The organism is Shewanella sp. SG44-2 (assembly GCF_014164215.1).
Classification (GTDB): Bacteria; Pseudomonadota; Gammaproteobacteria; order Enterobacterales; family Shewanellaceae; genus Shewanella; species Shewanella frigidimarina.
The window spans coordinates 1-473 of the sequence record NZ_JACJEU010000079.1; the positions used below are offsets into that span (position 1 = coordinate 1).

A 473-nucleotide genomic window follows, 5' to 3' on the forward strand; every position below is an offset into this window, starting at 1 on the left:
GAACCCCTGTTACCGCCGTGAAAGGGCGGTGTCCTAGGCCTCTAGACGAATGGGACACATTTGATACGTTATACTCTGTATCGAGTGAATACTCATTGGTGTCTGTAGGCTAAACACCAGTGCTAGTTACCTATAACGAAGAACAGAACCCTAAAGATTCGCCCCCCTGTTACCGCCGACTCTTTATAAACCAAAGTGGGCGATGTCCTAAGCTCTATTTCTAGACGAATGGGACACATTTGATACGTTATACTCTGTATCGAGTGAATACTCATTGATGTCTGTAGGATAAACACCAGTGCTATATACATCATCAAACACATTTTCTAAAACAACAGTTTCGAATTTTGTTCAACCATCTTAAATATGGTATCCCATAGGGGATTCGAACCCCTGTTACCGCCGTGAAAGGGCGGTGTCCTAGGCCTCTAGACGAATGGGACACATTTGATACGTTATACTCTGTATCGAGT

General features: G+C 43.8%; 1 tRNA gene. It reads right to left on the bottom strand.

The window, feature by feature from the left end:
- Positions 1-367: 367 nt before the first annotated feature.
- A tRNA-Glu gene (locus H5181_RS20345) sits at positions 368-443 on the bottom strand.
- Positions 444-473: the final 30 nt, after the last annotated feature.